The 23,995-nt window shown below is 40.5% G+C and carries 24 protein-coding genes; 3 read left to right on the top strand and 21 right to left on the bottom strand.

Features of this window, described 5'->3' with window-relative positions; genetic code table 11:
• Nucleotides 1-54: 54 nt before the first annotated feature.
• The 11 genes from yhbY to gpr all read right to left on the bottom strand — a co-directional run bounded on the left by yhbY (nt 55) and on the right by gpr (nt 9,378).
• Nucleotides 55-351, bottom strand: coding sequence for a ribosome assembly RNA-binding protein YhbY (gene yhbY, locus WJP93_RS01190; protein WP_118612805.1), 297 nt, complete (start codon nt 349-351; stop codon nt 55-57).
• Nucleotides 352-369: 18 nt separating this feature from the next.
• Nucleotides 370-1,659 carry a GTPase ObgE gene (gene obgE / locus WJP93_RS01185; RefSeq protein ID WP_337546394.1) on the bottom strand — a complete coding sequence of 430 codons (1,290 nt, stop codon included), beginning with the start codon at nt 1,657-1,659 and terminating at the stop codon, nt 370-372.
• A 132-nt stretch (nt 1,660-1,791) separates the two neighbouring features.
• Nucleotides 1,792-2,076 carry a 50S ribosomal protein L27 gene (gene rpmA, locus WJP93_RS01180; protein ID WP_066561810.1) on the bottom strand — a complete coding sequence of 95 codons (285 nt, stop codon included), beginning with the start codon at nt 2,074-2,076 and terminating at the stop codon, nt 1,792-1,794.
• Between the two features lie 3 nt (nt 2,077-2,079).
• The gene (locus tag WJP93_RS01175; protein WP_118612803.1) at nt 2,080-2,409 is read right to left on the bottom strand and encodes a ribosomal-processing cysteine protease Prp; all 330 of its coding nucleotides are present in this window, start codon (nt 2,407-2,409) and stop codon (nt 2,080-2,082) included.
• A 3-nt stretch (nt 2,410-2,412) separates the two neighbouring features.
• A complete protein-coding gene (gene rplU, locus WJP93_RS01170; protein WP_066561806.1) occupies nt 2,413-2,721 on the bottom strand; it encodes a 50S ribosomal protein L21 in 309 nt (102 codons plus the stop codon).
• Nucleotides 2,722-2,809: 88 nt separating this feature from the next.
• Complete coding sequence (locus WJP93_RS01165) at nt 2,810-4,054, bottom strand: ribonuclease E/G (protein WP_337546392.1); 1,245 nt, start codon at nt 4,052-4,054, stop codon at nt 2,810-2,812.
• On the bottom strand, nt 4,051-4,809 hold the full coding sequence (locus WJP93_RS01160) for a TIGR03936 family radical SAM-associated protein (RefSeq protein WP_337546390.1): 759 nt from the start codon (nt 4,807-4,809) through the stop codon (nt 4,051-4,053). Before WJP93_RS01160 ends, WJP93_RS01165 begins: the two co-directional genes overlap by 4 nt.
• Complete coding sequence (locus WJP93_RS01155; RefSeq protein WP_337546388.1) at nt 4,784-6,685, bottom strand: TIGR03960 family B12-binding radical SAM protein; 1,902 nt, start codon at nt 6,683-6,685, stop codon at nt 4,784-4,786. The genes WJP93_RS01160 and WJP93_RS01155 overlap by 26 nt, the downstream gene beginning before the upstream one ends.
• Before the next feature lie 68 nt (nt 6,686-6,753).
• Entirely contained in the window at nt 6,754-8,007 is a 1,254-nt protein-coding gene (gene pepT / locus WJP93_RS01150; RefSeq protein ID WP_337546386.1) for a peptidase T, read from the bottom strand.
• Nucleotides 8,008-8,043: 36 nt separating this feature from the next.
• Nucleotides 8,044-8,379 (bottom strand): hypothetical protein, encoded by a 336-nt coding sequence (locus WJP93_RS01145; protein ID WP_118612799.1) that lies wholly within the window; start codon nt 8,377-8,379, stop codon nt 8,044-8,046.
• 66 nt (nt 8,380-8,445) lie between these two features.
• A complete protein-coding gene (gpr, locus tag WJP93_RS01140) occupies nt 8,446-9,378 on the bottom strand; it encodes a GPR endopeptidase (protein ID WP_337546384.1) in 933 nt (310 codons plus the stop codon).
• A 258-nt stretch (nt 9,379-9,636) separates the two neighbouring features.
• Between gpr and rpsT the strand changes: the two genes are divergently transcribed.
• A complete protein-coding gene (gene rpsT / locus WJP93_RS01135) occupies nt 9,637-9,900 on the top strand; it encodes a 30S ribosomal protein S20 (protein ID WP_227100493.1) in 264 nt (87 codons plus the stop codon).
• Between the two features lie 55 nt (nt 9,901-9,955).
• Here rpsT and holA read toward each other — a convergent pair whose 3' ends face one another.
• Nucleotides 9,956-10,945, bottom strand: coding sequence for a DNA polymerase III subunit delta (holA, locus tag WJP93_RS01130; protein ID WP_118612797.1), 990 nt, complete (start codon nt 10,943-10,945; stop codon nt 9,956-9,958).
• 313 nt (nt 10,946-11,258) lie between these two features.
• Between holA and WJP93_RS01125 the strand changes: the two genes are divergently transcribed.
• Nucleotides 11,259-12,215, top strand: a complete 957-nt coding sequence (locus WJP93_RS01125) for a PfkB family carbohydrate kinase (RefSeq protein WP_337546380.1) — start codon at nt 11,259-11,261, stop codon at nt 12,213-12,215.
• Here the strand turns inward: WJP93_RS01125 and WJP93_RS01120 are convergent.
• From WJP93_RS01120 to argJ, 9 genes are all read right to left on the bottom strand, one after another.
• Nucleotides 12,194-14,635, bottom strand: a complete 2,442-nt coding sequence (locus tag WJP93_RS01120) for a DNA internalization-related competence protein ComEC/Rec2 (RefSeq protein WP_337546379.1) — start codon at nt 14,633-14,635, stop codon at nt 12,194-12,196. The two genes, WJP93_RS01125 and WJP93_RS01120, sit on opposite strands and share 22 nt — an antisense overlap.
• Nucleotides 14,632-15,531, bottom strand: a complete 900-nt coding sequence (locus WJP93_RS01115) for a GerMN domain-containing protein (RefSeq protein ID WP_337546378.1) — start codon at nt 15,529-15,531, stop codon at nt 14,632-14,634. Before WJP93_RS01115 ends, WJP93_RS01120 begins: the two co-directional genes overlap by 4 nt.
• Nucleotides 15,532-15,558: 27 nt before the next feature.
• The gene (locus WJP93_RS01110; protein WP_337546377.1) at nt 15,559-17,004 is read right to left on the bottom strand and encodes an ATP-binding protein; all 1,446 of its coding nucleotides are present in this window, start codon (nt 17,002-17,004) and stop codon (nt 15,559-15,561) included.
• On the bottom strand, nt 17,001-17,699 hold the full coding sequence (locus WJP93_RS01105) for a response regulator transcription factor (protein ID WP_227100498.1): 699 nt from the start codon (nt 17,697-17,699) through the stop codon (nt 17,001-17,003). Before WJP93_RS01105 ends, WJP93_RS01110 begins: the two co-directional genes overlap by 4 nt.
• A 27-nt stretch (nt 17,700-17,726) precedes the next feature.
• Nucleotides 17,727-18,404: a helix-hairpin-helix domain-containing protein gene (locus tag WJP93_RS01100; protein ID WP_308732083.1), complete on the bottom strand. Its 678-nt coding sequence runs from the start codon at nt 18,402-18,404 to the stop codon at nt 17,727-17,729.
• A 114-nt stretch (nt 18,405-18,518) separates the two neighbouring features.
• Nucleotides 18,519-18,956, bottom strand: a complete 438-nt coding sequence (locus WJP93_RS01095) for a DMT family transporter (RefSeq protein ID WP_227100500.1) — start codon at nt 18,954-18,956, stop codon at nt 18,519-18,521.
• Nucleotides 18,957-19,040: 84 nt separating this feature from the next.
• Entirely contained in the window at nt 19,041-20,222 is a 1,182-nt protein-coding gene (locus WJP93_RS01090) for an aspartate aminotransferase family protein (protein ID WP_337546373.1), read from the bottom strand.
• A 27-nt stretch (nt 20,223-20,249) separates the two neighbouring features.
• On the bottom strand, nt 20,250-21,152 hold the full coding sequence (gene argB / locus WJP93_RS01085) for an acetylglutamate kinase (protein WP_066561776.1): 903 nt from the start codon (nt 21,150-21,152) through the stop codon (nt 20,250-20,252).
• A 48-nt stretch (nt 21,153-21,200) separates the two neighbouring features.
• Complete coding sequence (gene argJ / locus WJP93_RS01080) at nt 21,201-22,430, bottom strand: bifunctional glutamate N-acetyltransferase/amino-acid acetyltransferase ArgJ (protein WP_337546371.1); 1,230 nt, start codon at nt 22,428-22,430, stop codon at nt 21,201-21,203.
• A 334-nt stretch (nt 22,431-22,764) separates the two neighbouring features.
• Here argJ and WJP93_RS01075 point away from each other — a divergent pair, with 334 nt between their 5' ends.
• Entirely contained in the window at nt 22,765-23,991 is a 1,227-nt protein-coding gene (locus WJP93_RS01075; RefSeq protein ID WP_227100503.1) for an argininosuccinate synthase, read from the top strand.
• Nucleotides 23,992-23,995: the final 4 nt, after the last annotated feature.

Below are 23,995 nucleotides of genomic sequence, written 5' to 3'. Positions count from 1 at the left end.
CTAATCGTGCAAGCACGAACGGCTTTTGGAGCTTGGGACCCTAATATCATATTATTATTTTGGAAGAACGATCTTTCTCTTCTTCTCTTCTTTTGCCGGGCGATACAGTACGATCATCTTTCCGATTACCTGTACAACTTCTGCGCGTGTACGCTCTGCTAATACCTCAGCAATAGAAGAACCATCATCAAAGCAGTTCTTCAATACATGAATCTTAATCAGTTCACGTGCTTCTAATGCTTCGTCTACTGATCTGGTAATTTCTGGTGTCAAGCTGGACTTTCCAATCTGAAGGATCGCAGACTGATCCATAGCCAGACTCTTTAAATATGCTCTCTGCTTACTTGTCATTTAAAGTCTCCTTTTTCTTTACTCGTGATAATAATCAAAGTGCTGACCATACATCTTAACAGTATCGCCATCTTCGATTCCAAGATCCTCAAGCTCCTTTAAGATTCCTGTCTCCTTTAAGAAGCGCTGGAAGAAAGTAAATCCCTTCTCGGAATCTAAGTTTGTATAGCCAAGCATCTTTTCAATACGAGGTCCTTCAACTGTAAATAAATGTTCATCTGTTTTTTCTACTGTATAAGGAAGATTGCTTCCAAGATCGTATTCCGGAACATATTCCTTTTCATAAACAGTCGGTTCTGGATCCATTGTAGACAGAATCTGCCATACATGGTATAAAAGCTCTTTTAAGCCCTGATTTGAAGCTGCTGAAACTGGAAATACCTTTAAGCCTTCTGGTTCAAAAGTATTCTTTAAACGCTCAATAGGATCTTCATCGCCATCTTCTGTCTGAATAACGTCAACCTTATTGGCAGCAATGACAGCCGGTTTCTTTAACAGCTCTGGATCATATGATGCCAATTCATTCTGAATGGTGCGAATATCTTCAACTGGATCGCGGCCTTCAGTGGAGGCTGCATCTACTACATGAATGAGTACTTTTGTACGCTGAATATGTTTTAAGAACTGGAAGCCAAGGCCGATTCCTTCTGAAGCACCCTCAATAAGACCAGGAATGTCAGCAAGTGCAAAACCGTTTGTACCCTCAAGGTCTACAATTCCTACATACGGATCAAGCGTAGTAAAATGGTAATTTGCAATCTTTGGCTTTGCATTTGTTACCATTGATAAAATGGTAGATTTTCCAACATTCGGATATCCAACAAGTCCGACATCTGCGATAACCTTTAACTCTAAGCGAACCCAAAGCTCCATAGCCGGCTGACCTGGCTTTGCAAACTTAGGAACCTGCATGGTAGGTGTGGCAAAATGCATATTTCCGGCACCGCCTCTGCCACCTTTTAAGATTACTTCACGCATATTTTTTCCAGACATATCGGCAATAATCTTTCCGCTTGCATCGTCACGAATGATTGTTCCTTCTGGAACCTTTACAATCAAATCCTGTCCGTCTGCACCATGAGAGCGGCGTTTCTTTCCGTCCTCTCCAGACTGCGCAATATATTTGCGTACATGACGAAAGTCATTTAATGTATTCAGACCCTTATCTACTTCAAAAATAACGTCTCCGCCTCTTCCGCCGTCGCCGCCATCAGGACCACCGGCAGCAACAAAAAGCTCACGACGAAAGCTTACATGTCCATCGCCACCCTTACCGGATTTAATGAATATTCTGGCACTATCTATCATAAATACGTTACCAATGCCTTTCTTTTGATTTTCTTTTTATATATTGTTGCTTTTTTTCTTGTTTTTATCTACATTACCCAAAAGAGACCGTTGCGAACGGCAACGGTCTCTCCTCGTTTCATACTATTAATCTTACTCAGCCTTTGGATAAACAGAAACCTGCTTCTTATCCTTGCCCTTTCTCTCGAAACGGACAACTCCATCAACCTTCGCAAATAAAGTATCGTCTCCGCCGATACCTACATTGTTACCTGGATGGATATGGGTTCCACGCTGTCTGTAAAGAATGTTTCCAGCTAAAACGAACTGTCCATCTGCTCTCTTTGCACCAAGTCTCTTGGACTCGGAATCACGGCCGTTCTTTGTAGAACCAACACCCTTCTTATGTGCAAATAACTGAAGATTCATCTTGAACATGATTTACACCTCCCTGAATCGGATTTTAATATACTTCTTACCATACTCCTCGGCAATACTTGTCAAACCAAGTACCATCGAGTCCAACAATAGTCTGGAATCCTTCCCGACACCATGAGGAAACGAAACAGCAAGACTGCCAGTTTTCTCATCTATCTCACCGGAGAATGTATCATCCGTAAATTGCTCAATAGAATTTACGGTATTCTGCGCTAAAACGGAAACCGCTGCACAAATGATATCCTGCCCGTGCTCTGCATAGCCGGCATGTCCTTTTATAGAAAAACCAACATACGCTTTGGAAGCATCCCGGATAATCTCTACCTGAATCATTGATTAAGCGTTGATCTTCTCAATCTTTAACTCAGTATAGGACTGTCTGTGACCATTTTTCTTGTGATAGCCGGTCTTTCTCTTGTACTTGTATACAATAACCTTCTTAGCACGGCCCTCGCCCATAACAGTTGCGCTTACAGTTGCTCCAGCAACAGTCGGGGTACCAATGATCATCTCACCATTGTTTACAGCTAAAACCTGATCAAAGTTGTAGGTCTGTCCAGCTTCTACTCCAAGCTTCTCAACGCGAATGACATCGCCTTCTGCTACCTTGTACTGCTTGCCACCAGTTGCAATAATTGCGTACATATAGCACCTCCTAGATAATTACTCGCCAAGTACGGTGTCTGCTAAATTGCAGCGCTTAAACCTCATTGTGCGGCACACGATTAGTACTTTAACATATCTTTAATTGTTTGTCAAGTGGCTCTCTTATTTTTTTTCTCGTAATTTCAACAAGACCAAGTGCTGTTATATCAACGATTCTTGTATGCACAGGATCTTTACGTGCAAGAAGGGAAAGTTCTTCCATCAGTGCATCCTCAAGTGCATGATCAGTCATGTTAATAAAATCTACAAGAATCATACCAGATAAGTTCCTGAGTCGCAGCTGATACAAGATTTCCTTTGCTGCTTCTAAATTAATGCGATAAAAATAAGAATCCTGATTTTCCTTTTTGCGTCCTGATGCAATTGCTTTTCCTGTATTAACATCTATTGCTACAAGCGCTTCCGTCTGTTCAATAATTAAGTAGGCGCCTGATGACAGATATACTTTACTTTTTAATGCCTTTTCAATAGTAGTATCCAAGTTGTAACATTTTCGCATAGGATATGAAGAATCCTGATAAAGCAAATAAGTTAATCCCTCACTCCCTTTACATTCATCCAAGGCATTTTTTACTTCGTTTAAAAGTTCTTCATTATCACAGACAATTGATTCTAAGCCATTTAAAGAAGTATCACGGATGGCACTTATATAGGCTGGAAGCGGCTGCCAAAGCAAGCTTCCACTACTGCGAAAAGCTGCTGTTGACAGTACAGTCTGAAGCTGTCTGCAGCAGACTGATATTTCATCTAGTGCAAGATCAGATGATACCTCTGCCGCGTTTGTGCGTATCATCACAGATAATGAAAAGCCCCTAAGACTTACAGCTTCAAAAAGCTGCTTTACTTCTTCAAGAGCCTCTGCCTCCTCAGAAATCTTTTCACGAAATGTAGCCTCTGTAATCTTTCTCGACAAAAGAATCTTTGTCTTTGGCTGTTTTCCTGCCGGCTCCATCATAACGACACAATATCGTCCTTCAATTTGAAGGGCAGAACCAGCACCAGGTTCCTTTGTCTTTAGTGCTTCCTTTGTCACCTGTACAACAATCTCATCGCCTTGTGTAATCATTCCCTCACGCTTACATGAGACAGCAACAGGCAGCGGATTTTCTTTTAGTGAATAATAAAGCTTCTGATCACCCGCAGACAAAAATGCACCGCTAATGCTTGGCACTATATGATCTACCTTTGCCAGATAAATACGTCCTAAAAATGCAGGTACACGCTCGTCCACACTGCATTCTATAATACGTCCATCATCCCAGAGGGCCGTCAGCACACGGTCCCCCTGCATAGAAAGAAGTCGGCGGCTCATAATACGTTTCCCATCTCGCGAAGCGGCACAAACTGCGGTGCTACAATGCAGTCTGGCGCAGAGGCTGCCGTATTAGTATAAGTCTCAAGGCGGCAAATTGAAATGTCTCCAGGATTCCAGGAAAGACCAGTCTGCTCATGATATGCCTTTAATACAAGTTCAGGCTTTAAATTATCGGTGCTTCCAGTTGATACCTGCAAAAAGATTGCCGGACCGTCTCCTGTCTCACTTTTTTCCTGTAAACAAAAATCATAAATCAGCGGACGAATATCCATTTCGCGAGTGCCTTTTTTTGTTTCCTTAATAATTACAATAGATTCCTGCTGTAAAAACTCTTCAAAGCCTTTTAAATAAGCAGCAGATGTCATGCCAAACGTATCAAGCGGTGTGTGTTTCTCTCGAAATGTCAGGCAATAATCTGCAGCAGCCACACAGCTCATCGCGTTTTTTGCATCATCTGGCAATACACGATAGTCAATAATCTCCATTCCCGGAACCATGACTTCATTGAGACGTGCCAGCATTTCCTTAGAGGAACCGCTTGAATTAACCTCAAGATCAGCATACTCACCGCAGCTTGTAATGCCTACACCAAGAGGAGCCGCAAAAGATAAAATAGGATGCGGATTGTAACCCTGTGTATAGGCAAGATCTACATCTGCACGGCGAAGTGCCTTCTGAAAATAACGCATTATATCAAGATGTCCGATATAGATCATCTTTCCGTATTTAGCAAACTGAATTCTGATTTTCAAAGCAGACACCTCCTCCAAAACGCTTTGCTCCGCAGCCGGAACAGGACTGGCGGCAATTCGGCGTAATCTTCTCCTGCATTGCACGCTCCCATTCTCTCTTATAAAATGCCTTTGTCACGCCAGTATCAATGAAATCCCACGGGAATACCTCATCAAGACTGCGCTCTCTTGTATTATAAAAATCAATTGATAAGCCGCATTTTTCAAAAGCAGCTGTCCAAATCTCATAGTGGAATGTTTCTCCCCATGCATCATACAGTGCACCCATCTTATAGGCTGTCTCAATGGCATCAGCCACTTTTCTGTCACCGCGTGCCAAAACACCCTCGAGAACTGTTACATATGCTTCATGCCAGTTGTACTTGAGGCTCTTTTGGTTATGCTGCTGCTTCATTGTGTGATTTACAATTCTTGCGCGTCCCAAGTAATCCTCAGGAGAATACATTCTTGCCCACTGGAATGGTGTACATGGCTTTGGAACAAAGAAAGATGTACTCATGGTAATCTGACATTTTCCATTTCTTCTTTCCTTTGGGATCTCATAATAAGCCTCTGCCATGCGCTCTGCAAGCTCTGGTATGCCCTTCATATCCTCTTCTGTCTCAGTTGGCAGTCCAAGCATAAAATACAGCTTTACATGACTCCAGCCGCCCTCAAAAGCTTCTCTTGCACCCTGAAGAATTACCTCCTCAGTCAAGCCCTTGTTTATTACATCACGAAGACGCTGTGTACCTGCCTCTGGTGCAAATGTAAGACTGCTTTTTTTGACATCCTGCACCTTACTCATAACATCAAGTGAAAATGCATCAATACGAAGAGACGGCAAAGAAATATTGATTTTTCGCTTGCTGCATTCTTCAATTAAGAAATTTACAAGCTCAGGCAGCTTTGAGTAGTCACTAGAGCTTAATGAGCTTAATGAAATCTCATCATAACCGGTATTATGAAGCATTGTAACTGCAAGCTGCTTCAGACGCTCTACATCACGCTCACGCACAGGACGGTAAACCATACCAGCCTGGCAGAAACGACAGCCTCTGATACAGCCTCGCTGAATCTCTAACACAACACGATCCTGCACAGCACGAATATGAGGCACAAGCGGTCTTTCCGGATAGACTGCACCTGTCATATCGAGTACAATTTCCTTGCGTACTGTTTTTGGCACATCATCGTAGATTGGTGTCATTGCATCAATAGTTCCATCTTCCTTGTAGGTGACATCGTATAAAGAAGGTACATATATGCCAGGAATTTTAGCTGCCTCATGTAAAAAGTCTTCTCGTGAGCCGCCTTCTGCGCGCCACTTTTTATAAAGATCAAGAAGTGCACGATACTGAGTCTCACCCTCTCCCATATAGAAAAGGTCAAAGAATGGAGCAATTGGTTCTGGATTATAAGTACATGGTCCTCCTCCAATTACAAACGGATCATTAATATCACGGTCAGCGCTTCTAAGTGCAATACCACTTAAATCCAAAATCTGCAGGATATTTGTGTAGCACATCTCATATTGAAGTGTGATTCCAAGAAAATCAAAACTCTTTACCGGTTCCTGCGATTCTACTGCAAACAGCTTTATGTCTTGTTCTCTCATCATTTTATCAAGATCAATCCATGGAGAATACACGCGATCACAATATGTATCCTCAAAACGGTTAAACATATCATATAGAATCTGGATTCCAAGATGAGACATACCAATCTCGTAAACATCCGGAAAACACATACAGAAGGATACCTCTGCCTTTGATTTATCCTTATTTACCGCATTTACCTCATTTCCAAGATAACGAGCTGGCTGCTCTACCTTCATTAAAAGCTCATCGGACAGAGCCATCTTCACTGATGGCCTGCTAAATTGCTTTGTTATCATTCAAAATTCCTCACTTTAATCTTTTTGCTTTTCAGTAGTTCTTGTTTCTGAATATAGATTTCTAAATATCAGATTTCTTTAACTGCATACTTTTCAACAATTTTCTTTAAAATCTCAACACACAGCTCCATCTGCTCAATACATGCATATTCAAAGCGGCCATGATAATTAGCGCCTCCTGTGCAGAGGTTCGGACATGGAAGTCCCATAAAGGATAATCTTGCACCATCTGTACCACCGCGGATCGGAACACTCTTAGCATTTAATCCAAGCTCTCTCATAGCTTCCTTTGCATACTCAACCAAATGCATATGAGGAAGAATCATTTCCTTCATGTTTTGATAAGAACCGGTACGCACCACCTTAAAAGATCCCTCTCCATATTTAAAATTCAGATACTCCGAAGCCTTATCAATCTCAGCTAACTTCTGGTCAAGCTTTCCAGCGTCATGATCACGTACAATGTAATGCATTGTTGTATGATCTGAATCGCCTTCGATACCGCCAAGATGATGAAAACCCTCATAGCCATCTGTATATTCCGGGTTATCAAATACTGTCAGCATCTGCTCAAATTCCATTGCCATGCGGATGGCATTTTTCATTTTGCCCTTTGCGCTGCCTGGATGGATGCCATATCCCTGCACTTCAACACGCAGATTTGCAGCATTGAAGTTTTCATATTCAATTTCACCGACAGAACCGCCATCTACTGTATAAGCAAAGTCAGCACCAAAGCCCGGCACGTCAAAATATTCAACACCATTTCCCACTTCCTCATCTGGTGTAAATGCGATGCAGATATCACCGTGCTTTACTTCCGGATGTGCCAAAAAGAATGCTGCCATTGTCATGATCTCAGCAACACCGGCCTTGTCATCTGCGCCAAGAAGTGTTGTTCCATCTGTAGTAATAAGACTCTTTCCTTTTAATTCGGCAAGTGCCGGGAACTCATTTGGTCCCATAGAAAAGCCACTTTCACCAAGTTTGATTACACCTCCGTCATAATTTTGTATTATCTGCGGCTTAATATCTTTTCCGCTTAATGCAGGTGAAGTATCAATATGGGCGATAAAACCGATTGCCGGAACCTTCTTATCTAAGTTAGACGGAATCTTTGCGTACACATAGCAGTGATCGCTAAGACGTACATCAGAAGCTCCAATCTCCTCAAGCTCTTTTTTTAATACCTTTGCCAAGTCAAACTGCTTTTGTGTGCTCGGCACTTCACTGCTTTCATCCTTTGACTGTGTATCGTAGGAAACATAGCAAAGCAAACGCTTTACTACTTCAGAATTCATAACATTTGTTGTTTCAGACATTTTGTTACCTCCACTATTTAATATTATCTTTCAGTATTATACCTGTTTTTTGTCTGGAGAGCAACCAATATTATTTTGGAACTGCTGATAAAAGGGATCGCTTGAAAAAAACGTATTTGTCTGAGTTATATTTTCTTTAGATAATCCTTCACAGTCAAAAAAAATAGAAAGCGATGGAAGTGTATTAGAAACTGTATTGTCTATGCAGCGATTTAAAAACTGTTCTGTCTTTTGTTTTGTCCAGCCAATGCCGCGCTGAATTGGATAGGGATTAATTTTCCATAAAATATAGGTAGAGCAGGCAAGTGCCAAAAACCAAAGTATCGTTGTGACTATTTTCTCTTTTCTCCTTGGATGAAAGCTTCTATACATTTCTAAAATCCTTTCTTATTTTCTGGCCTATTCTATGCATCAGCCAGTTTTCTTTATTACAGCATTTTATCGTTTACATATTACTTGTGACAATGACGCTGCAAGTAAGCTGCTCATCGTATCTAATTCTTCATCAAGGTTTTTAGGCATCACAAAGAGACTCCCAAGCTCTGGCGCAAACACTTCTGATATAAGCTGATAATATTCCTCTTTATCAAGCATCGCAATACTTCCAAGAATCGTTTCATTATAGCCTATCTGCTTTAAAGAATCCATTGCATCAGATACAATTGCTGCGGCACTTACAACTGTTGGAATCCCAATGGCAATCACAGGAATCTTCATATTTTCCTTAGTTATGCCCTTTCTTGCATTTCCGACACCAGATCCTGGACGAATACCTGTATCGGTAAGCTGAACTGTTGTACCAAGCCGAAATGCACTTCTTGCTGCAAGCGCATCAATAGTTATGATGCAGTCTGGAGAAGTTTGTTGTACAATGCCCTGTATGATTTCACAGCTTTCCATTCCAGTCTGCGCAAATACACCGGGAACGATCATTGAAGTATATGAAGCCATTCCTGACTGAGCCATTTTCTTAATTGTTAATGGTCCGAGTGCATCTGCTGTCATATTGGCATTTCCAAGACCAACAATCAAAAAAGAATGAGCCGATGACGGAAGCAGCCCATTTATATAGGATGCAAGAAGATTTGTATCAGGAAGCTTTGTTCCAGAAAGATTTTTATCGGAATGTTCATCAGAATGTTCTTTATCTGCAGACTCAAGTGTCATGTAATTTCCTATGGGCCGCCCCATGCGTTTTGCTCCATCTGCCGTTTGGATTTGTATTTTTGTGACACGGATACCTTTGCCATCTTCTTTGTATTGTTCCAGTACAACGCCTGGAATCTCACCTTGCCTGCCACTGCATTCTTCCTGAATTTCAACAGCGAGATCAGTATACATCATTGTTTTGTTGTCTTTTACATTGAGCATTATATTTTCACCTTCCTTAGTTAAAATGGTTCATGAAATTATTCAAAGTTTTACATGTAAAACTTTATTAGAAGTTCCTACTTGTTTTACATGTAAAACTTTTTTGTATTTTTTGCATTTTTTTTGAAAATATGTATTGACAGATCAATGTTTTTAGGCTATGATACCACTTGTGTTGAAACGGTGTTTTCGAGTGATACACAGTATCGTTTTCAAACTATAAAAAGATTAAAAAACAAGAAATTTTGGAGGTGCCCCATGGCAAATATTAAGTCCGCAAAGAAGAGAGTTTTAGTTAGTCAGGCAAAGGCAGAGAGAAACAAGTCTGCTCGTTCTAAGGTAAAGACCTACATCAAGAAGGTAGAGAGCGCTGTTGCTGCAGGTGATAAGGCTGCTGCTCAGGCTGCAGTTGTTGAGGCTGAGTCCGTAATGAGAAAGGCTGCATCCAAGGGTGTTTATCATGATAACACTGTATCCAGAAAGATCAGCCGTATGAACAAGGCTGTTAACGCTATGAACTAATTTGTGTCTTGTACACATAAAAAGCTGTCTGCTTCATGCAGGCAGCTTTTTTTAGTCAGGCATGATATTCACGATTTGCAATTGATAATAAAACCATCTCAACAGCAATCCTTTCATTCATATTTCCTCTTTTTACAGCTTCTTCAAGCTCAACACAGCGCTCAACACAGCGTATCAGCTGATCAATTGTGAATTGTCTTGCCTGTCCAAGCAATTTGTTAACTACAAACGAACGAACCTTTAAAGCAGCTGCAATTTGATCCTTATTCTGACGTCCGACTTCCATCTCCTTTACACATAAAAGTTGGTTCATCTGACGTGCAATCAGAAATAAAATACGCATTCCCGGCTCTTTCAATGCTAATAGATCAGCATATAACTCAAGAGCATACTGTGTCTTTCCCTCTGCTACGGCCTGTGTCATATCAAAGATTCTATTTTCAATCTGTTCCGTACAGACAAAATCAACATCTTCTTTTGTGATGCCTTCTTTTCCCATACAAAAAGAAGCCAATTTTTCCATCTCATTTCTGATGTTTTCCATGTCATCACCTGTTTTTTCAAGAAACGAATCAAGTGCAGACTGTGTGATTTTTAACCCATAACGCCCAAATCCCTTTAAAATCCATTGTGTACGCTGCTGCATTGAAGGATGCGTCATCTCTGCGCAATAGCCACATTCCTTTACAGCCTTATACATTCTGCTTCGCTTATCTACCTCCTGCTCAACAAAAAGGACATGGCAGCTATCCGGAATTGTTTTAACAAGATTACTCCACTGCTCATCACTGCTTTTAAATAATCCTGTATCCTCTAGCAGAACCAAACGTCTGTCTGCAAAAAACGGCATTGTCATTACCGCATTTTCCACCTCTTGTACAGGCAGACCTTTCCCGGTATATTGATTCAAATTCATCGTATCATCGCCGATGATTGCTTTTTTTAACTGATTCTTATACATCTGAACCAGATATCGTTCCTCACCATATAAAAGATATACGCGCTCAAACTGATTGGCACGAATATCTTGTCTGAGTTTTTCCATAAAGACTCCTATTAATGTTTTGTATGATACCAGATTGCTACGTGCTTTGCACTCTCGCAATCTTCAAAAACATTCGTAATCCGCTCATTTTTCTTCAAAAATGGCTACTTACTCATGTTTTTGGCGAGTCAAGAGATCAAAAATCCTCTTGCAAGCAAGCTTGCATCGGATTTCTGACCTTTTGACCCTAGTATCTTTGTATTATTGTATCATTCTTTTTGCCGTCAATCAAGCAAATGGTGTTTACTTTACATCGTCAAGGAATTATAATCTCTTTGTGACAGTAAAGAAAAAATATAAGGAGATTTACCCAATGCAATCATCAATGCCTAAAATTTTATTGATCGGCAGTACATGTGTCGATGTAATCATTGAAATTGATCATCTACCCAAAACAGCAGAGGATATTCAGCCAAAGCGCCAGACACTCGCACTTGGCGGCTGTGCCTATAACGCAGCTAATATTGTACGTCAGTCAGGTGTCCCGTATATGTTTGTGACACCTATTGGAACTGGTGTATATGGCGATTATATAAGAAAGTCGTTTCAGGCACGTAAACTTCCTATTCATGTGAATGTAGATGCAGAAAATGGATGCTGCTACTGTCTTGTCGACGAAAACGGAGAACGTACATTTTTATCGGTGCATGGTGCAGAATATACCTTTAATCATGAGTGGATGGAAAATATTGACATTTCACAGATTTCTATGATCTATGTATGCGGCCTTGAAATCGAGGAGCCAACAGGTGACGATCTAATTTCATGGCTTGAACAGCACCGCGGTCCGCAGATCTTTTTTGCACCAGGTCCTCGTATTCGACAGATCGGTGAAAAGAAAATGAAGCGCCTATATAATCTAAATCCTATTCTTCATATAAACGATGAGGAGGCATTTGAGCTAAGCAGCTTAACGGTCTCTGATTTTAAATGTGGAGTAGATGAATTTAGCGCTGTATCTCTTTTAGAAGCGGCAAAGATTCTTCAAAATGCAACATCTAATACTGTAATTATCACAAAAGGTAAGGATGGCTCCTGCTGTCTGGAGGCAGGAAAAGATAATTTAACAGAGGTTGATGGCATAAAGACAACTGTTGCAGATACAATTGGTGCCGGAGACAGTCATATTGGTCAGATCATGGCCAGCCGCGCAAATGGCTGCTCTTGGGCAGAGGCACTCTCACAGGCGAATAAGGTTTCTGCCCATGTTGTTGCTAAAAATGGTGCCGGACTGACAGACAGCGAATATCAAGACTGCTTTGCCAGATAAGTTTCCACTTCTACACGATAACCGTCAGTTTGTATTATGATTGCACCGCAGTCTTTTGTAATCAAAACTGACGGTATTTTTGCCTCTTCTAAGCGTTTTAAAAGCTGTTTTCCAGGATGACCATACCTATTATTTTCGCTGCAGGAAATCACGGCAAGCTGCGGTGTTATTTGCTGCAGAAATGTTTTAGTTGTTGAATAATCAGAACCGTGATGTGCGACTTTTAAGACAGTTACTGGCTTTAAGCTGACAAGCTCATCCTCGCAGTCACCTGGAAGATCTCCCGTAAAAAGCATAGAAAAGTCATGATAATTAAGGCGCCACACTAGTGATGATTCATTTGTGTCATCTGATTTTTTGTTTTCTGACGGCCACAGCACTTCAAAAGACAAATCTGGCAGCGTTTTTAATGAAAAAACATCTCCTTTTGAAATCCACTTAACGGGAATCTGCTTCTTTTTTGCTGCTGTTAACAGCTGTTCAAACTGCTTTTTTGATGACTGGCTCTGCGGCAGCATAAGCGTTCCTATCCGATCTGCGTCATTTTCAATCAATCCTATGATCCCATTAATATGATCACTGTCGGCATGCGATACAAAAACATAGTCAATCCGGCGAATGCCTTGTGAGTTTAAAAAAGGTTCTAATACATACGTATCAAGCATAGATTTGCTCGTGCTTCCGCCATCTGAAAGAATTGTCGTATGATCAGGAAGCATTAAAAAAATACCATCTCCCTGACCTACATCAAGCACAGTAATTTCCAATTTGTTTGTGTGATCTGCATGTAAAAAAACGCAGCCGAATATATAGCAGCCTGTGGCAAGAAAAACAGCAGCAATCTGACAACGGCGTCTGTTTTTTTTCCTTTTTTCCTTATCATCATCTGTCTGTTTTCTTTTTTGCTTCTCATATATAAGCCTAGTTCCCATGTCTATTGTAAATAACAGTGTAACATATAATACAATTCGCCATAAAGCTGGTCTTCCAGTATACTGTGCTGATTCTGGAAGGCTTTTTGAAAGTTTGCAAAGCACAGTGTAAAAATAAATGACAAGATGGCCTGCCTTTAAGCATACAGCACCAAAAGCCGGTGCAAATAAAGAAAGTACAAGTGCCACGGCCGGTGATACAAGTAAAATACCAGCAAAAGGTATGACAAGCTGATTAAGTAAAATTGCATAAAGAGGATATTGGTAATAATGATATAACAGCACAGGAAGCATTGCAATAGAAAGTCCCATAACACTGCAGAATCGGTTAATCCTTACAGTTGTTTTATCAGAAGAAGGCATTAAAATTTTTTTAAAAATATCTCCAACAAGGCTTATTCCAAGCACTGCGCCAAATGAAAGCTGCATAGAGGCCTGAAAAATGGCAAGCGGCTGAAAAATAAGAAGGCAAAGGGCTGCTGCTGCCGCTGCCGTCGGCATATCATAAATACGGCCTTTTTGTCGCCCGATCATTAAAATAAGATACATGACACAAGCACGAATCGTCGAGACTGCATTTCCAGTAAAGGCAGAATAAAAAAGAACAATAATGCTTCCAGCCATACCGGAAATGGCAAATGATCCTGTTAATTTCATAAGCAAACCGCATGCAGCTAGTCCAACTACTGATATATGAAGTCCTGATACCGAAAGGATATGAGCTATTCCCTGATCTTTAAAAAGTTCTTTCTGTTCTTTGTCTAATTCGCTTTTGTCGCCCAAAAGCACGGCACAGTAAATGCCATAATCAGCAATATTTCCTTCTAAAAGCCGTGAGAGTCTCATCTTTATGGCATCTTTTAGCTGCCACAGGCACTCAGCAATGGGATCATATCGGCTACCTTTTTGTGTCCACGTCTTACCACTAAGGCAAAAATCATACCCTAAGTTATGATAATAACTTCTTGAATCAAATTCGCCTGGATTTGAAGCCTGTGAAAATAATGATAATTTCCCATAAACAGAAATTTTACTTCCGGCAAGAGGACGCTTTTGGTTGGAATGTGCCGAGACAGGAATCTGCACAATAACACCCTCCCCTGCTGCCTTTTTATTAATAGAGGCATTTTTTAAGTAAATCCAAAGCTTCGATTTTTCCTCTACCTTTGTCACGTTGCCTTCGACAAGCACGTCATCCAATGTATTTTCTTTTGAGTGCTGCATTGATAAAAGTGTATCATAAATATGACTATGTGCATTTGCGCTAAAACAGCAGACTGCCCCTGTAAAAAAAGAAAAAGCGCAGATACACAAAAAGAAAGGCATTTTTTTGAAAAAGACATTTTTGCATACAATTTGTATCAGCATAAAAATAAGCGCCAGCATCAAAATGCCGGCGCTTAAAATAATTGATATTATAAGGCTCTTTATACAAAGAAGTTCTCCTGCAAGAAAAAAAGCTACAAGAACAAGGAGTGGTCGTTTCAATAGTTTAAATTCCTTTCTAGTGGACTGCTCAGTGATATATCGCGAAATACGATATTACTGTCGCCGTCCACCATGATCTGAACACGCTGGATATCTGGCAGCTCCGTCAATGAATTTACAATCGAATATACAATCAAATTGCCATCAATAGAAAGCGCATCAGTCAGAAATGACGAATCAAAATTGACATAACAAATTTTGTCTTTAACGCTTATACTGATCACCTGCAGATTAGCAGGCAGTGTTCGAAAATATCCATCTTCAAAAGGTCCCTGAATCAGGCGGTTGATTACATCTTTTTCAATGGAATAGGAACTCTCATATACAACATTTTGAATCTTTTTTACAAGAGCATCCCCTTTCTCATTTGCATAGTATAAAGTAAGTGTGGTCTTTTTTTGACTGCTAAGTCCGTTTTCTATAATATCCACATAATCAGAAGCTGTCTGAGCACCAAGAGGTGCAAAGGAACTATTTGTAAGTGGCTTTTCGTCTACAAAAAATGTTACCGACTCCACACCTTCAACCTGACAAAAGGTTCGTACTATACCTGCCCTAAATAACAGCTCTGACACAGTGTCCATATTTTGATAGGAACTGTCAAAATAAAGCCCAAGGCTGCTGTTTTCCACTGAAAAACGCACAAGCTTTAAATCAGACGGAATAAGACTTATACGTGCTTTTTCAGTATCACTTTTAATCAGCTTTGCCCACAGTTCATTTATAACTGTTTCCTGATCGGTACCTGTCGGCTTATAATAATAGGAGCTAATGCCATTTTCTGACAGAGCCCTATAGTAAATACGGATTCCATCTGTTGACACAGTTTTTTTATCGCATCCAGCTGCCATACATAAAAGCAAAAGAAAAAGCACCAGATTTAATTTTTTCTTCATATTCTGTTTCCTTTCCATTTACTTAATTTACTCAATATATTTGAGCGGTATTCTAACAAGAAAGGTTGTTCCCTCTCCTGGTGTACTGTTTAGCTTAATACCACCATGGTGCAGCTTCACTACATTTTGTGTGATAGCAAGACCAAGACCTGTTCCGCCAGTCTCACGTGAACGAGCCTTGTCTACGCGATAAAAACGCTCATAAATTCTTGTTTGCGCATCCTTTGGAATACCCACACCTGAATCAGATACCTTAATATAAAAATATTTATGATCAGCATTCACAGATACTCGTACCCATCCGCCGTCATTGTTGTACTTTACACCATTTTCCACAAGATTTGTAACAGCAAGACTAAGCTTCGTCTCATCAACATCTGCCGTTACAGGACGAAAGCTTTCGAAAATGATTTCAATTGAACGCGTCTTTGCGATTGGACGCACGCGCTTTAAAATCTGTTCGACAAGATTATTAATATTAACTTGGCTGATATTAAGCTCAGTTGCATTTTTATCCATACGAACAAGTGTAAGCAAATCATTGATAATTTTTGTTTCTCTGTCAATCTCGTCTGAAATATCCTGCATAAACTCGCGATAAATATCAACAGGCACATTGTCACCTAAGATCAACGAATCAGCTAACACACGCATTGATGTGATAGGTGTTTTTAATTCATGAGAGACATTAGAAACAAATTCCTGTCGCGACTGGTCAATTGCACGCAGACGCCCCAATACCTGATTAAATGTATTAATGATCTCTTTTGTTTCATTATAGCCGCCTTCTGTCGAAAATGTAACATCGAGGTTTCCATCAAGCACCTGATTGAGTGTCGTTACAAGATTTTTCCACGGTGTTGAACTGGTCCAAGCAAAAATAAAGCTAAGTGCGAACAAAATCATAGAGCCTGTGATTTCAATCAAAAGGACCTGTCGATTCATGGAATTTATCATTTTGGCAATCCAAGCACCAGACGAGCTAAGAAGCAGCACTCCTGTAATACTATCATCACCATCTGTGAGCATCGTCCTTGTCCGAAGCGGCACAGCCAGCTCCAGATACTCTGTCTTTTGTGAATAATGTTCATACGGACGACTGCTGAATGTATCAATAATCTGCTCAGAAATGCAGTATTTATTTTGCGTTACACCGTATGTATCAAATAAAATACGATAAGAGCTGTCTACAAGAAGAAGACGTCCACCGCAGTATTCCGCAAGGAAATTTAATTCCCGTGTCATCTCATCATCTACTGCTTCCGCCAGAGAATTTCCGCTCATTTGTCCTGCTACAGTCTGACATGTATAACGCAGCTCCGAAAGCTTCTGATCAATAATGGAACTTCGATAAGAACGCTTAATCATCTCAGAGCCTGCAAGAAGCGGAAGCAATCCCATAATCATGAGAAGAAAAAATATACGAAAGCGAAAGCTTCCCCAGAAAAAATTATGATCCCGTTTTGCTATCATGCCTTATAGTAATATCCCACTCCCCATTTTGTAAATACATATTTCGGTTCACTTGGATTACGCTCAATCTTCTCACGCAGCCTTCTGATATGTACATCAACAGTACGCACATCACCAGGATATTCATACCCCCAAACAAGGTTTAACAGTTCTTCACGGCTGTAGACCTTATTTGGATTAAGCACTAGAATTTTAAGAAGATCAAATTCTCTTGAAGTTACATTGATCTCACTGCCTAAAATAAACAGGCGGCGGCCCTGAACATCAAGACGCAGATCACCAGTGACAATATCTGTACTGTTTTCCGGTGGCTGCGGCGGATGAATCATAGTATTGCTGCTTCTTCGCATAATGGCTTTGATGCGTGCTTTAACTTCAAGAATATTAAATGGCTTTGTAACATAATCATCTGCACCATATTCAAGACCAAGGATCTTATCCATATCGTCTCCCTTTGCTGTCAGCATAATAATAGGCATATTGGAAAACTCACGGATTGCCTGACACACCTGAAAACCATCAAGCTTTGGCAGCATTACGTCAAGAAGAACCACATCGTATTCTGTGTTTCTTGCCATCTCGACTGCCTGCTCTCCGTCATAGGCGCAGTCTACTTCCATTTGATCCTGAAGCAGACTGAACCGGATGCCCTTTACTATAATCTTTTCATCGTCTACCACTAATATCTTTGCCACCTTCGAGCCACTCCTGTTCTGTCTTACCTAAAAAACTGTAATCATGCCTTTGATTTTCTCAAAGGCTGCTTCTTTTATCCCCGGTACATTTTTAATTTCCTCGATAGAAGAAAACGGACCATTGCTGTTTCGATATGTCACAATTGCCGCGGCTTTAACCTGACCAATCCCAGGAAGCTGCATCAGCTCAGATTCAGATGCCTGATTTATATTAAGTAAGCCATCCGATGATGCAGAGGGAACTGCTGCTGCAGATGATATGACATTTTGTGTCTCGTTTTCAATCTGGTCGATTGATTCTGAAATATTTGGAATATAAATCTGTTCCGAATCTGCAAGAATCCGGGCGAGATTTACTGCCTCTGCCTGAGCATTTGCAGTCAGTCCACCTGCTTCTTCTACTGCCTGATAAAGACGTGATCCTGCCTGCAGTACATAGACACCAGGCTTACAAACTTCACCGCACAGATAAACAGCAATCGTCTCGACTGCTGCTTGTGTTGTTTCATGCAAACTGGATTCGGACACCTGACTTGTCTGTGCTTCTTCCTGAAAAAATTGCGTATCTTCTTTGGAATCGTCCATCTTTTGTATCTGTGTTGTCTGATAAAAGACAAGCTTTTCTTCTTTTTTTGTGCATGCCAAGATTTCAGACACAAAAAACAGAAAAAGAAAAAACAGCATCCACTGATGTGTCTTTTTCATCCTATCCCGCCTTTCGGCAGGCATACTGCTGCACCGATACTATCATTCTACAAAAATATGCGTCAGTATGCAAGGGGCTTTTGCAATTTTCTGAAAAACTTTCGTTTTCTTATTTTAAGCCTTCTCCCATCGAAACAACACGATCCCCGCAATGGCAATCAAAAGTCCAAGGATTTTCCTCCATGAAAATGATGCCTGACTGCTGCCAAACAAGCCAAACAGCTCTATCAGATATGCAACTGCTACCTGCGAAGTTACAATAATAATGACAGCCTGAGCGGGGCCTAGTGATCCCATACTCTGAACAACTGTTATCGTAATAAAGGCTCCCAAAATACCGCCAGTAAGAAGATACCATGGGCGAACTTCTGTAAGAAGTGCCACATTTTCACGTCCTGTACAAAGCCACGCAATAACGCACACGAAAAATGCTGTTAACTGGACAAAGCCTGTGGATACCCACAGGCTTGTTTGCTTTGTCACTTCTGTATTAAATACCCCCTGAATACTCATCAGTGCCCCTGAAATAAGAGCAAGAATGATACCCCACATAATACCTCACTTTCCATCGGATACACTTTCTAATTGATTTTGCTGCTTAATAAGAGTGTATCCGAGAAAGGAAAAATCATGTATTTACTGGAGACATTTTTTTAATTTTGCAATCATCTCATCAACATGCTTTTTTTCAATGACAAGCGGCGGAACAAAACGAATTACGTTTCCTGACGCAGAAATAATAATTAAGCCCTCTTTTTGAGCCTTTTTGATCACATCACCTACAGGAATTGTAAGCTCAATTCCCTGCATAAGTCCAATGCCACGATGATCCTTAATACAGTCAAATTCAGCTGTTAACTGCTCTAATTGCTCATACAAATATGCACCCACTTCTTTTACATGCGCAGTCAGGTTCAATTCTTCAAACTGATCCATAACTGCATTAGCAGCAGCACACACAAGTGGATTTCCGCCATAAGTAGAACCGTGATCGCCAGGTACAAGTGCTGCACATTCTTCACGGCATAAAAATGCACCGATTGGAAGACCATTTCCAAGAGCCTTTGCTACACAGACAACATCTGGCAAGATATCATAGCTCTGATAACAGAACATATTTCCAGTACGTCCCATTCCACACTGAATTTCATCGCAGACAAGTAAAATATCATGCTCATCGCAGAGGGCACGAAGTCCCTGCATAAATTCCTTTGATGCCGGGTAAATTCCGCCTTCTCCCTGAAGTGCCTCTAAGATAATACCGCAGGTACGGTCTGTAATCAGTGATTTTACACTTTCAAGGTTATTATACTCAGCAAAACGAACACCACCAATAAGCGGCTTGAATGGTGCCTGATAAGCATCATTTCCTGTTACTGAAAGAGCTCCCATACTTCTTCCATGGAATGAATGCTTCATGGCAATAATTTCATGATCTGTGCGTCCATCTTTATTATAGGCATATTTACGAACAAGCTTGATAGCTCCTTCAATTGCCTCAGTTCCACTATTAGTAAAGAATACACGGTCCATTCCTGTCAGCTGTGTGATTTTTTTTGCTGCCTTGGCCGCTGGCTCATTGTAAAACAGATTAGAGGTATGTACAAGCTTATCAACCTGCTCTTTAACTGCCGTTTTGTATGCGTTATTGCTGTAGCCTAGTGCAAATACAGCAATTCCTGCTGCAAAGTCAAGATATTTTTTCTGATCAGTATCATACAGATAAACATCCTCGCCATGATCAAGAACGATCGGAAAGCGATTGTAGGTATGAAGCAGACTGCTTTCTGCTGTCTGAATAATTGTCTGTGTTTCCATAATTAAAGTGCCTTTCTGTGAAATAAATTACTTTTCGTCAGGTGTGTAAAAATGGTCATCGCCTGCCTTTAAAATAGCGGTACCAATGCCCTTATTTGTAAAGATCTCAAGAAGCAGGCAATGAGCAATTCGACCATCCATGATATGAACTCTTGATACACCATTTAAGACAGCATCAAGACAATTTTGAAGTTTTGGTAGCATACCGCCTCCAATATTGCCGCTGTTTAACAACTCTTCCATATGATCAGTTGTCAGCTCAGAGATTAACGTATCTTTATCCTTTGGATCTGCATAAACACCTTCAACATCTGTTAAAAATGCAAGCTTTTCAGCTTTAACGGCACGTGCAATTGCACAAGCTGCATCATCTGCATTGATGTTATAGCTTTGACAGTTATCATCAAATCCGATTGGGCAAATGATCGGCAAAAAGTCTTTTTCAAGAAGATCAAATAAAATCTTTGGATTTACTTCTTTAATATCACCTACAAAACCGATATCCTGTCCATTAGACAGCTTCTTATCACAGCGAAGCAGCTGACCATCCTTGCCAGAGATACCGACAGCCTTTACTCCAAGCTCATTTACCATAGAGACAAGACTTTTATTAACCTTATTCAATACCATCTCTGCAATTTCCATCGTATCAGCATCGGTTACGCGAAGTCCATTTACAAAGCGCGGCTCCATGCCCACTTTAGATACCCAACGGCTGATTTCTTTGCCTCCTCCATGCACAATGATAGGTTTAAAACCAACCAGCTTTAACAAAACAACATCTTTAATGACGTTTCGCTTTAACTCCTCATCTGCCATTGCACTTCCGCCATACTTTACGACAATAATCTTTCTGTTGAATCTCTGTATATAAGGCAGTGCCTCAATCAAGGTAGCGGCCTTTTCCATAATTTTGCTGTCTAATTCCATTTTGTGTTCTCCTCTTTTTTATGGGTAGTCGTTGTTACAAGCTTTTTATCAGCTGCGGTAATCGCCGTTGATCTTTACATATTCATAGGTTAGATCACAGCCAAATGCTGTTGCTGTCTCATTTCCCTCTTTAATATCCATTTTTGCAATTACTTCTTCCTCAGAAAGAATCTTTGTTGCAGTTTCCTCACTGTAATCTGTTGCAACTCCGTTTTCTACGATTTTAATAGTACCAGCCTTGCTCTCTAACCAGATATCAACCACTTCAGGATCAAACTGTGCACCTGAGTAGCCCATTGCGCAGAGGATACGTCCCCAGTTTGCATCATGACCAAATACAGCTGCTTTTGTCAGACTAGAACATACAACAGACTTTGCGATTGTTCGTGCCTGATTTTTGTCCTTTGCGCCAATTACAGTTGCCTCAAACAGACATGTACAGCCCTCTCCGTCTCCGGCAATTTTCTTTGACAGCTCAAGCATAATAAAATGAAGTGCCTCACAGAAAGTCTTGTAGTCTTCACCTTCCTTTGTGATTGGTGTATTTTCCGCCTGTCCATTTGCCATTACAAGTACAGTATCATTTGTAGAAGTATCACCGTCAACAGAAATCATATTGAAGGTATCAACTACATCTTCACTTAATGCTTTTTGAAGCAGCTCATGAGAAATTGCCACATCTGTTGTTACAAAACAAAGCATAGTACACATATTAGGATGAATCATGCCTGAGCCCTTGCACATACCTGCAACTGTAACCTGCTTACCGCCTAATTCCAATGTGCATGCAACCTCTTTGCTCTTAGTATCAGTTGTCATAATTGCCTCTGCTGCAAGCTTGGCATCTTCTCTGCTACTTCCAAGTACCTTAGAAAGAGCTGTTACACCAGACTTAATCTTATCAATAGGAAGCTGTTTGCCAATTACACCTGTTGATGCGACAAGAACTGCAGTTTTAGGAATGTTTAAAGCTGATGCTGCCTCTGCTGCTGTATCTGCACAATAGCCAAGCCCCTCTGCGCCTGTACATGCATTTGCAATACCACTGTTTACAACGACTGCCTGTACATAAGGAGATGTTGTTACAATTTCCTTATCCCATTTGACAGGTGCTGCTTTTACAAGATTTGTGGTAAATACACCAGCTGCTGCACATGGTGTGCTGCTGAAAACCATTGCCATATCTTTTTTTGTCTGATTCTTAATGCCGGCATTTAATCCGGATGCCAAAAAACCTTTTGGAGCTGTTACGCCTCCATTTATCTTTGTAATTGCCATTTTTGTATCCTTTCTTTGATTTTGTAATTTCTATGCCAAGTATAACACACTTTGAGGTCAAATCAAGTATAATCCACTATTTTACTTTACTATGATAAAATAGTCATGTGCTATAATTTTATACACAGCAGTTGAATATATACACCGTGTTATCGGCTAATATTCAGTATTATACGCATATATTTGCATTTATGCAAGAGCTTTTTTGACTTTTTTTGTTTTTTCTATTGCATTTCAAAAAGTAATGTTGTATAGTGGTGTACAGAAAACAAACAACGCATATCGTTTTGATATGGTTTTCAACAAAAAGTGAAAAAACAGAGGAGATACTATTATGAAAGAAAAAGTTGTTTTAGCATATTCTGGCGGTCTTGATACTACTGCTGTTATTCCGTGGCTGAAGGAAAATTATGATTATGATGTTGTATGCTGCTGTGTTAATGTAGGACAGGGCAACGAGATTGATGGTCTGCAGGAACGTGCAAAGCTCTCTGGCGCTGAGAAGCTTTATATTTTAGATGTAGTAGATGAGTTTTGCGATGAGTATGTTGCTCCATGTGTTCAGGCAAACGCTACATATGAGAATGAATATCTGTTAGGTACTTCTATGGCACGTCCGCTTATTGCAAAGAAGCTTGTTGAGATTGCAAGAAAAGAAGGCGCTGTTGCTGTATGTCATGGTGCTACAGGAAAGGGAAATGATCAGGTTCGTTTTGAGCTGGCATTTAAGGCACTTGCTCCTGATTTAAAGATCATCGCTCCTTGGAGATGTAATGAAACCTGGAATATGAAATCACGTGAAGATGAGATTGAATACTGCAAGAAGCATGGCATTAATCTTCCATTCTCCTCTGTTGATAACAGCTATAGCCGTGACCGCAATCTGTGGCACATCAGCCATGAAGGTCTGGAGTTAGAGGATCCGTCTCAGGCACCAAATTATGATCATCTGCTTGTTCTTGGCGTATCTCCTGAGAAGGCACCAGATGTTGCTACTGAGATTTCTATTTCTTTTGAGAAGGGTATTCCGGTTGCATTAAACGGAAAAGAAATGAAGTATTCTGAAATCGTTACTGAATTAAATAAGATTGGTGGTGCAAACGGAATAGGAATCGTTGATATCGTTGAAAACCGTGTTGTTGGTATGAAATCTCGTGGTGTTTATGAAACACCTGGCGGAACTATCCTTATGGCAGCTCATAAGCAGCTTGAGGAGCTGATTCTTGACCGTGATTCCATGGCATTCAAGAAGACTGTTGACAACCGTTTTGCAGATATTGTTTACGAGGGCAAGTGGTTTACACCTTTATGTGATTCTCTTCGCGCTTACATAAAGGCGAGCCAGGAATATGTAACTGGTACTGCTAATCTTAAGCTGTATAAGGGCAATATCATCAAGCAGGGAACTACTTCTCCATACAGCCTGTACAATGAAAGCATTGCTTCCTTTGCTACTGGAGATATGTATGATCATCATGACGCAGAGGGCTTCATTAACCTGTTCGGTCTTTCCTTAAAGGTTCGCGCAATGAAGCTGGCAGAGGCTGAGAAGAAGAAATAATTAT

The sequence above is a fragment of the Anthropogastromicrobium sp. genome, from assembly GCF_037349415.1.
Lineage (GTDB): Bacteria > Bacillota > Clostridia > Lachnospirales > Lachnospiraceae > Anthropogastromicrobium > Anthropogastromicrobium aceti.
The sequence above is the reverse complement of the archived record's forward strand: the minus strand, read 5'-3'. Positions and strand labels throughout refer to the sequence as shown.

Coding starts and splice junctions, on each gene's coding strand:
- gpr (WP_337546384.1), bottom strand. CDS start 9,378: ATGCTCAATGTAAAAGACAACAAAACAATGATGTATACTGATCTCGCT.
- argJ (WP_337546371.1), bottom strand. CDS start 22,430: ATGGCAATTACAAAGATAAATGGAGGCGTAACAGCTCCAAAAGGTTTT.
- rplU (WP_066561806.1), bottom strand. CDS start 2,721: ATGTACGCAATTATTGCAACTGGTGGCAAGCAGTACAAGGTAGCAGAA.
- WJP93_RS01115 (WP_337546378.1), bottom strand. CDS start 15,531: ATGAAGAAAAAATTAAATCTGGTGCTTTTTCTTTTGCTTTTATGTATG.
- WJP93_RS01110 (WP_337546377.1), bottom strand. CDS start 17,004: ATGATAGCAAAACGGGATCATAATTTTTTCTGGGGAAGCTTTCGCTTT.
- WJP93_RS01165 (WP_337546392.1), bottom strand. CDS start 4,054: ATGAGCCGCCGACTTCTTTCTATGCAGGGGGACCGTGTGCTGACGGCC.
- WJP93_RS01175 (WP_118612803.1), bottom strand. CDS start 2,409: ATGATTCAGGTAGAGATTATCCGGGATGCTTCCAAAGCGTATGTTGGT.
- yhbY (WP_118612805.1), bottom strand. CDS start 351: ATGACAAGTAAGCAGAGAGCATATTTAAAGAGTCTGGCTATGGATCAG.
- WJP93_RS01090 (WP_337546373.1), bottom strand. CDS start 20,222: ATGGAAACACAGACAATTATTCAGACAGCAGAAAGCAGTCTGCTTCAT.
- WJP93_RS01075 (WP_227100503.1), top strand. CDS start 22,765: ATGAAAGAAAAAGTTGTTTTAGCATATTCTGGCGGTCTTGATACTACT.
- pepT (WP_337546386.1), bottom strand. CDS start 8,007: ATGTCTGAAACAACAAATGTTATGAATTCTGAAGTAGTAAAGCGTTTG.
- WJP93_RS01100 (WP_308732083.1), bottom strand. CDS start 18,404: ATGAAAAAGACACATCAGTGGATGCTGTTTTTTCTTTTTCTGTTTTTT.
- rpsT (WP_227100493.1), top strand. CDS start 9,637: ATGGCAAATATTAAGTCCGCAAAGAAGAGAGTTTTAGTTAGTCAGGCA.
- WJP93_RS01155 (WP_337546388.1), bottom strand. CDS start 6,685: ATGATAACAAAGCAATTTAGCAGGCCATCAGTGAAGATGGCTCTGTCC.
- argB (WP_066561776.1), bottom strand. CDS start 21,152: ATGGAATTAGACAGCAAAATTATGGAAAAGGCCGCTACCTTGATTGAG.
- WJP93_RS01145 (WP_118612799.1), bottom strand. CDS start 8,379: ATGTATAGAAGCTTTCATCCAAGGAGAAAAGAGAAAATAGTCACAACG.
- WJP93_RS01125 (WP_337546380.1), top strand. CDS start 11,259: ATGCAATCATCAATGCCTAAAATTTTATTGATCGGCAGTACATGTGTC.
- WJP93_RS01095 (WP_227100500.1), bottom strand. CDS start 18,956: ATGTGGGGTATCATTCTTGCTCTTATTTCAGGGGCACTGATGAGTATT.
- rpmA (WP_066561810.1), bottom strand. CDS start 2,076: ATGTTCAAGATGAATCTTCAGTTATTTGCACATAAGAAGGGTGTTGGT.
- obgE (WP_337546394.1), bottom strand. CDS start 1,659: ATGATAGATAGTGCCAGAATATTCATTAAATCCGGTAAGGGTGGCGAT.
- holA (WP_118612797.1), bottom strand. CDS start 10,945: ATGGAAAAACTCAGACAAGATATTCGTGCCAATCAGTTTGAGCGCGTA.